Below are 6,916 nucleotides of genomic sequence, written 5' to 3'. Positions count from 1 at the left end.
AGCTCTGCTATTTTGACCTGTTTCAGACCTTCTTTCCGTAATTTGAAAACCATATCATATAAAATTGCTCTATCCATAATTTTCTCTTTTTTCTGCAAATATAAATCTTATTATTGATTATCTATAATTATAAAGTAGGCGGTCTGTAAGGCTGAAAAGGCATTTTCAGAAGTCCCTTTAAGGTAGCATTTTCTTTGGCTTCGGGGTGTGTATCCAGTCCATACTTCAAATTTGCAGGTTTTTCAAAGGCATACGTTCTGAAAATCCTATCCCAAATGGCAAAAATATTACCATAGTTTGTATCGGTGAGTGGGCGAGTGGTATGATGATGAATTTTGTGCATATTGGGCGAAACAATGACCCAACTTAATATTTTGTCCAGCTTTTCGGGCAAGCAGATATTTGCGTGGTTAAATTGAGAAAAAAATACCGAAAGACTCTGATAAAGCATAACAAGCCACATTGGCGTACCAAAAAGTGCCACACCCAAAGTTGTGAAAACTGCCCGAAATATACTTTCGCCAGGGTGGTGGCGATTGGCGGTAGTCGCATCTACATTGGTATCAGTATGATGAACTAAATGAAATTGCCACATCCATTTTATCTGATGTTCAAGCCAATGGACAAAATACGCTCCTATCAAATCCAAGCCCAAAAGCCCAAGCAATGCAAATGCCCACAAGGGAAGTTCTATCCACTGCAAAACTCCAAATTTTTGGCTAACAGCCCAGTCGCTGGTTTTCAGTATAAGCCAAGCAAAAGCAAGATTGATAATTACCGTAGTAAATGTAAAAAACAAATTAATGCCTGCGTGTTTCCATTTAGCATACTTTGTTCTAAAAAGTGGAATAAAACTTTCTAATGACCAAAACAAAGCCAATCCTCCTACCAAAAATGCAGACCTGTGCGTGCTTGGTATCTCACTGAAATAATTTACAATTTGTTCAAACATAGGCAATAAGCATACAAGAATTTTATCAAAAAAATAAGATTGCTTTTCAAAATAATATTCTGCAATCTATAACTTTTTCAAAATAAAAAAAGTTTCACAAACGACTTTTTTTGCACTTTCTGGGATAATATCTAAATTGCTCTCTAATGTTTTCAAACACATAAAAGTCTTTCTTTTTTAATTCTACTCAATTTGTAATTTTAGTAAAATGATAGCAGTAATTCAAAGAGTAAAAAATGCTTCTGTAAGCATAGAAAACGAGATAAAGTCTGAAATTGGCAAAGGTTTGCTTGTGCTTTTGGGTATCGGTAATGAAGATACTATTGATGACATTACTTGGCTTGCTAAGAAAATTGTGCAAATGCGGATTTTTGCTGATGAAGAAGGAAAAATGAATCTTTCGGTGCAGGAAATAGCAGGTGAGATTTTGCTGGTAAGTCAGTTTACATTGCTGGCAAGTACCAAAAAAGGGAATAGACCTTCATTTACTGATGCGGCTCGCCCCGAAGTAGCCATACCTCTATATGAAAAAGCAGTAGAAATATTTTCACAGGAGTTGGGTAAGGCTATTCAGACAGGAGTGTTTGGAGCGGATATGCAAGTGTTTCTTTGTAACGATGGACCTGTAACTATTGTCATAGATTCCAAAAATAAAAAGTAATTTTTAGGATTTATCAAACTTATTTTCAATAAATAGCTCTTGATGCATTCTGAAATATTGTCAAAATTATTTTTTACAAAAAATTTGGCAATAAAAAGTTTTTTCGTACCTTTGCACTTCAAAATTAAAAAAGGTCTAAAAATCAGAAGTAAATGCCTACTATACAGCAATTAGTGAGAAAAGGAAGAGAGGCGAAAAAGGCAAAGTCAAAGTCGCCTGCCCTTGATGCGTGTCCGCAGAAGCGAGGCGTATGTACCAAAGTTTATACTACTACGCCCAAAAAACCTAATTCAGCGTTGAGGAAAGTTGCCAAAGTGCGTCTTTCTAATCAGCAAGAGGTAATTGCCTACATTCCCGGCGAAGGACATAATTTACAAGAACACTCCATTGTGCTTATTCGTGGAGGTCGTGTAAAGGATTTACCCGGTGTTCGCTATCATATTGTACGTGGTGCTTTGGACACCGCGGGGGTAGCTAATCGCCGTCAGAGACGCTCAAAATATGGTGCGAAGCGTCCTAAACCCGGTCAGCAAACTCAGCCCGCAGGAAAAGGCAAAAAATAATTTTTGAAAAACTAAATCAGTGAAGTAAAACAGCCGATAGAGTTTCGGTTGAGTAACGTAAAAAATGTTGGACTTATGAGAAAATCAAAACCACCCAAAAGGTACGTATTACCTGACCCCAAGTATAAAGATACATTGGTTACTAAATTTGTGAATAACTTGATGATGGAAGGCAAGAAAAGTCTTGCTTACAGAATATTTTATGGAGCGATTGATTTGGTAAGCGAAAAGACCAAAGAAGATGGTTTGGAAGTATGGCGTAGAGCCTTGAACAACGTAATGCCAAGTGTGGAAGTTAGAAGCCGTAGAGTGGGAGGAGCTACTTTCCAAGTTCCTACGGAAGTTCGCCCTGAACGAAAAATTTCTTTGGGTATCAAGTGGCTGATTAAATATGCTCGCCTTCGTAATGATAAAACTATGGTAGAGTGTTTAGCTAACGAAATTATCGCCGCTTCCAAAGGTGAAGGTGCCGCTGTGAAAAAGAAAGACGATACCCACAGAATGGCTGAAGCAAATAAAGCATTCTCGCATTTCAAATTCTAAAAATATTTTTATCCGTTTCGCTAACAACCTATAATTATGGCAGACTTAAAGTATCTCAGAAATATTGGTATCTCTGCTCACATTGATGCAGGAAAAACAACCACCTCTGAGCGTATCCTGTACTATACAGGTAAAACACACAAAATTGGAGAGGTACACGAAGGTGCCGCCACTATGGACTGGATGGAGCAAGAGCAAGAACGTGGTATTACTATCACTTCTGCCGCTACCTCTACCCGCTGGAACTACCCTACCATACAAGGTGAAATTACACCTGATTCAAAAACATACACAATCAACTTGATTGACACACCCGGTCACGTAGATTTTACCGTAGAGGTTGAGCGTTCTTTGCGTGTACTAGATGGTGCTATTGCTTTGTTCTGTGCTGTGGCAGGGGTTCAGCCTCAATCTGAAACTGTTTGGAGACAAATGGATAAGTATCGTGTTCCTCGTATCTGTTTTGTGAATAAAATGGATAGAGCAGGAGCTGATTTCTTTAAGGCTGTCAGAGAAATAAAAGAAAATTTAGGAGGTAACCCTGTCCCTTTGCAAGTACCTATCGGTGCCGAAGATACTTTCAAAGGAGTGGTAGATCTAATTACCAACCAAGGTATCATTTGGAACGAACACGACGAAGGTAAAACCTATCAAATTGTTCCTGTTCCTGCTGATATTCAAGAAGATGTAAATTTCTGGCGTCAGAACCTTATTGAAGCTGTTGCTTCTTATGATGACCATCTACTTGAAAAATTCTTTGAAGACCCCAATTCTATTACTCCTGCTGAAATCCGTGCCGCTATTCGTAAGGCTGTGATTGATATGTCAATGCAACCTGTGATGTGTGGTTCGGCTTTCAAAAACAAAGGCGTACAATCTTTACTTGATGCTGTTTGCGAGTTTTTGCCTTCTCCTTTGGATTTGCCTCCTGTAAAAGGCAAACACCCTGAAACTGAGCAGGAAATTGAACGCAAACCCGATGTAAAAGAACCTTTTGCGGCACTTGCCTTCAAAATTGCTACTGACCCTTACGTAGGACGCTTATGCTTCTTCCGTGTGTATTCTGGCTCTTTGGACGCAGGTTCTTATGTACTCAATACACGTACAGGTAAAAAAGAGCGTATTTCTCGCCTTATGCAAATGCACGCCAATAAGCAAAACCCCATTGATAGGGTAGAAGCTGGCGATATTTGTGCGGGTGTTGGTTTCAAAGATATCAAAACAGGTGATACGCTTTGCGATGAAAACAATCCTATTGTTTTAGAAGCAATGAGTTTCCCTGAACCTGTGATTGGTTATGCTATTGAGCCTAAAACCACCGCAGACTTGGACAAAATGAGTAATGCACTTGCAAAACTTTTGGAAGAAGACCCTACACTAAGCCTTTATACAGACCACGAAACAGGACAAACCGTTTTGCGTGGTATGGGTGAATTGCATTTGGAAATCATTCTGGATAGAATGAAGCGTGAGTTCAAAGTAGAGGTAAATCAGGGTGCTCCCCAAGTAGCCTACAAAGAAGCTCTTACTTCTACTGTTGAACACAAAGAAGTGTATAAAAAGCAAACAGGTGGTCGTGGTAAATTTGCTGATATTGTATTTGAAATTGGTCCTCGTGAAGATGGTAAGCCCGGATTAGAGTTTATCAATGATATTGTGGGTGGTGTAATTCCAAGAGAGTTTATTCCTTCCGTGCAGAAAGGTTTTGAGGCGGCTATGAAAAATGGACCTTTGGCAGGCTACCCCGTAGATTCTATGCGTGTTCGTTTGTTCCACGGTTCATACCACGAAGTAGACTCTGACTCTTTCTCTTTTGAAATGGCGGCTTCACTTGGCTTCAAAGAAGCGGCTAAAAAGGCTTCACCTAAACTTTTAGAGCCTATTATGGCAGTAGAAGTAGTTACTCCTGATGAGTTTACTGGTCCAATTACTGGCGATTTGAACCGCAGACGTGGCGTAATGAAAGGAATGGATAGCAAAGGTGGTGCTCAAATTATTAAAGCTGATGTACCTCTGGCAGAGCTATTCGGTTATGTAACTACATTGCGAACTATTTCTTCGGGTCGTGCTTCTGCTACACTTACATTCTCGCATTATGATTTTGTTCCTCAAAATATTGCTGAGAAAGTTATTGCAGAAGTAAAGGGTGCAAAAGCAAACTAATTAGCTCAAAATTGAGTGCAGAGGGTTTATAAACAAAATACAACACGCTCTCTGTACTCAAGCTGATTATTCGGGAATAAATGACGCTTTCCGAAAAATTGGTTGAGATATAAAAATGCGTCTTTCATTGGGTACAAACGTGTATCCGTAAAATTTTAACAACAATGACACAGAAAATTAGAATTAAACTCAAATCTTACGACCACAATTTAGTGGATATTTCAGCCGCAAAAATTGTAAAGGCTGTGAAAGATAATGGAGCCGTAGTAAGTGGTCCTATTCCTTTGCCTACCCGCAAAGAGATTTTCACCGTACTTCGCTCTCCACACGTAAACAAAAAATCACGTGAGCAGTTTCAACTTTGCACCTACAAGCGTTTGATTGATATTTACTCATCAAGCCCTAAAATTGTAGAAGCACTACTCAAATTGGAACTGCCCAGCGGAGTAGATGTAAAAATTAAAGTCTAAAAAATTTGGAAAATTGCAAAAGATATTATACTTTTGCAATCCAATTTGTTCTCGTAGCTCAACTGGATAGAGCATCTGACTACGGATCAGAAGGTTGAGGGTTCGACTCCTTCCGAGAACACTTCAAAATCAATAACTTACAAAGCCCTTCTTACAAGGGCTTTTTTATTTGCATAACAATTTACAAGCACTTGATAAAAAATGATTTCAAGCAAAAAATAAAGCACTCACATTGATTTGTAAGTGCTTATGAAATATTTGGTAGTAGCCTCTCTTATGAACTTTGTACTTGACTCAAAACCTTCACTACGGTAGCACCAATATCAGCAGGTGAATGTACTACGTGAATACCACATTTACTCATAATTTCCATTTTAGCTTGTGCAGTATCATCTTTACCACCGATAATAGCTCCTGCGTGTCCCATACGTCTGCCTTTGGGAGCAGTTTGCCCCGCAATAAAACCGATTACAGGTTTTTTATTGCCTGTGGATTTGATGTACTCAGCGGCAATGGTTTCATAGTTTCCTCCAATTTCTCCAATCATTACAATAGCATCAGTGCCTTCATCTTCCATCAGTAGTTCTACGGCTTCTCTGGTAGGCGTGCCAATGATAGGGTCTCCACCGATACCAATAGCAGTAGAAATACCCAAACCTGCCTTTACAATCTGGTCTGAAGCCTCATAAGTAAGTGTTCCTGATTTAGAAACAATACCTACACGCCCAGGTTTGAACACAAATCCGGGCATAATCCCTACTTTTGCTTCACCGGGAGTAATTACACCAGGACAATTAGGACCAATAAGACGAGATTTTTTTCCTTTCAAATACTCTTTCGCATACATCATATCCTTTACAGGAATACCTTCTGTAATGCAAATGATTACTTCTATGCCCGCATCAGCCGATTCCATAATGGCATCAGCGGCAAAAGCAGGAGGCACGAAAATAATAGATACATTGGCTTGTACATCTTTTACAGCATCATACACGGTATTGAATACAGGGCGTTCCAAATGTTTCTGACCGCCTTTGCCAGGGGTTACACCACCTACTACATTTGTTCCGTACTCAATCATTTGTTGGGCGTGGAATGTTCCTTCCGAACCTGTAAAACCTTGAACAATTACACGAGAATTTTTATTTACTAAAACTGCCATAACAAGTAAAATTATTTACTTGGCAAATTGCAAAAAAATCTTGGCTTTTACGCAATTTTTACACAAAAAGTTTCATAAAAAAATGAGCTTATCAACTCAAAACAGAAAAATCAGTTGTTTATACTAAAAAAGCAAGCACTCACAAAGCTATTGCTTTGCAAGTGCTTTTCCAACCTAAAAGTTTGTCCCATTAGGCTGATACACGTAACGGAAAGTGTAATAACGTGGCACATCAGTGCTGGCATTAGGGCTAGTGGGTGCGTCTTTGTAGTAGCTTAACGTGAGTTAAGCGGCAATATCTTGAAAAAGTTCAAAATTTGTAAGTAGATTTTTTTCTTGAAAATCTCTAATAGTGGGCTTTTTATCTAGGAATTTGTAGGCAATAATTCCAGACCACAAATT

At 38.9% G+C, this 6,916-nt stretch carries 7 protein-coding genes and 1 tRNA gene; 6 read left to right on the top strand and 2 right to left on the bottom strand.

What is annotated here, in order from left to right; translation table 11 throughout:
* Positions 1 to 127: 127 nt before the first annotated feature.
* Complete coding sequence (locus tag Rain11_RS13445) at positions 128 to 952, bottom strand: sterol desaturase family protein (RefSeq protein ID WP_101359886.1); 825 nt, start codon at positions 950 to 952, stop codon at positions 128 to 130.
* 208 nt (positions 953 to 1,160) lie between these two features.
* Between Rain11_RS13445 and dtd the strand changes: the two genes are divergently transcribed.
* The 6 genes from dtd (at position 1,161) to Rain11_RS13415 (ending at position 5,473) form a co-directional block, all read left to right on the top strand.
* Positions 1,161 to 1,613: a D-aminoacyl-tRNA deacylase gene (gene dtd / locus Rain11_RS13440; RefSeq protein ID WP_101359885.1), complete on the top strand. Its 453-nt coding sequence runs from the start codon at positions 1,161 to 1,163 to the stop codon at positions 1,611 to 1,613.
* A gap of 152 nt (positions 1,614 to 1,765) precedes the next feature.
* On the top strand, positions 1,766 to 2,176 hold the full coding sequence (gene rpsL, locus Rain11_RS13435; RefSeq protein ID WP_101359884.1) for a 30S ribosomal protein S12: 411 nt from the start codon (positions 1,766 to 1,768) through the stop codon (positions 2,174 to 2,176).
* A gap of 75 nt (positions 2,177 to 2,251) precedes the next feature.
* Complete coding sequence (gene rpsG / locus Rain11_RS13430) at positions 2,252 to 2,719, top strand: 30S ribosomal protein S7 (protein ID WP_101359883.1); 468 nt, start codon at positions 2,252 to 2,254, stop codon at positions 2,717 to 2,719.
* A 36-nt stretch (positions 2,720 to 2,755) separates the two neighbouring features.
* Positions 2,756 to 4,882: an elongation factor G gene (gene fusA / locus Rain11_RS13425; RefSeq protein ID WP_101359882.1), complete on the top strand. Its 2,127-nt coding sequence runs from the start codon at positions 2,756 to 2,758 to the stop codon at positions 4,880 to 4,882.
* A gap of 164 nt (positions 4,883 to 5,046) precedes the next feature.
* Positions 5,047 to 5,352 carry a 30S ribosomal protein S10 gene (gene rpsJ, locus Rain11_RS13420; RefSeq protein ID WP_101359881.1) on the top strand — a complete coding sequence of 102 codons (306 nt, stop codon included), beginning with the start codon at positions 5,047 to 5,049 and terminating at the stop codon, positions 5,350 to 5,352.
* 47 nt (positions 5,353 to 5,399) lie between these two features.
* Positions 5,400 to 5,473: transfer RNA gene (locus Rain11_RS13415), tRNA-Arg, on the top strand.
* Between the two features lie 153 nt (positions 5,474 to 5,626).
* Here the strand turns inward: Rain11_RS13415 and sucD are convergent.
* Positions 5,627 to 6,514 (bottom strand): succinate--CoA ligase subunit alpha, encoded by an 888-nt coding sequence (gene sucD, locus Rain11_RS13410; protein WP_101359880.1) that lies wholly within the window; start codon positions 6,512 to 6,514, stop codon positions 5,627 to 5,629.
* Positions 6,515 to 6,916: the final 402 nt, after the last annotated feature.

The sequence above is a fragment of the Raineya orbicola genome (assembly GCF_002843425.1).
In the GTDB taxonomy this organism is placed as follows: domain Bacteria; phylum Bacteroidota; class Bacteroidia; order Cytophagales; family Thermonemataceae; genus Raineya; species Raineya orbicola.
The sequence above is the reverse complement of the archived record's forward strand: the minus strand, read 5'-3'. Positions and strand labels throughout refer to the sequence as shown.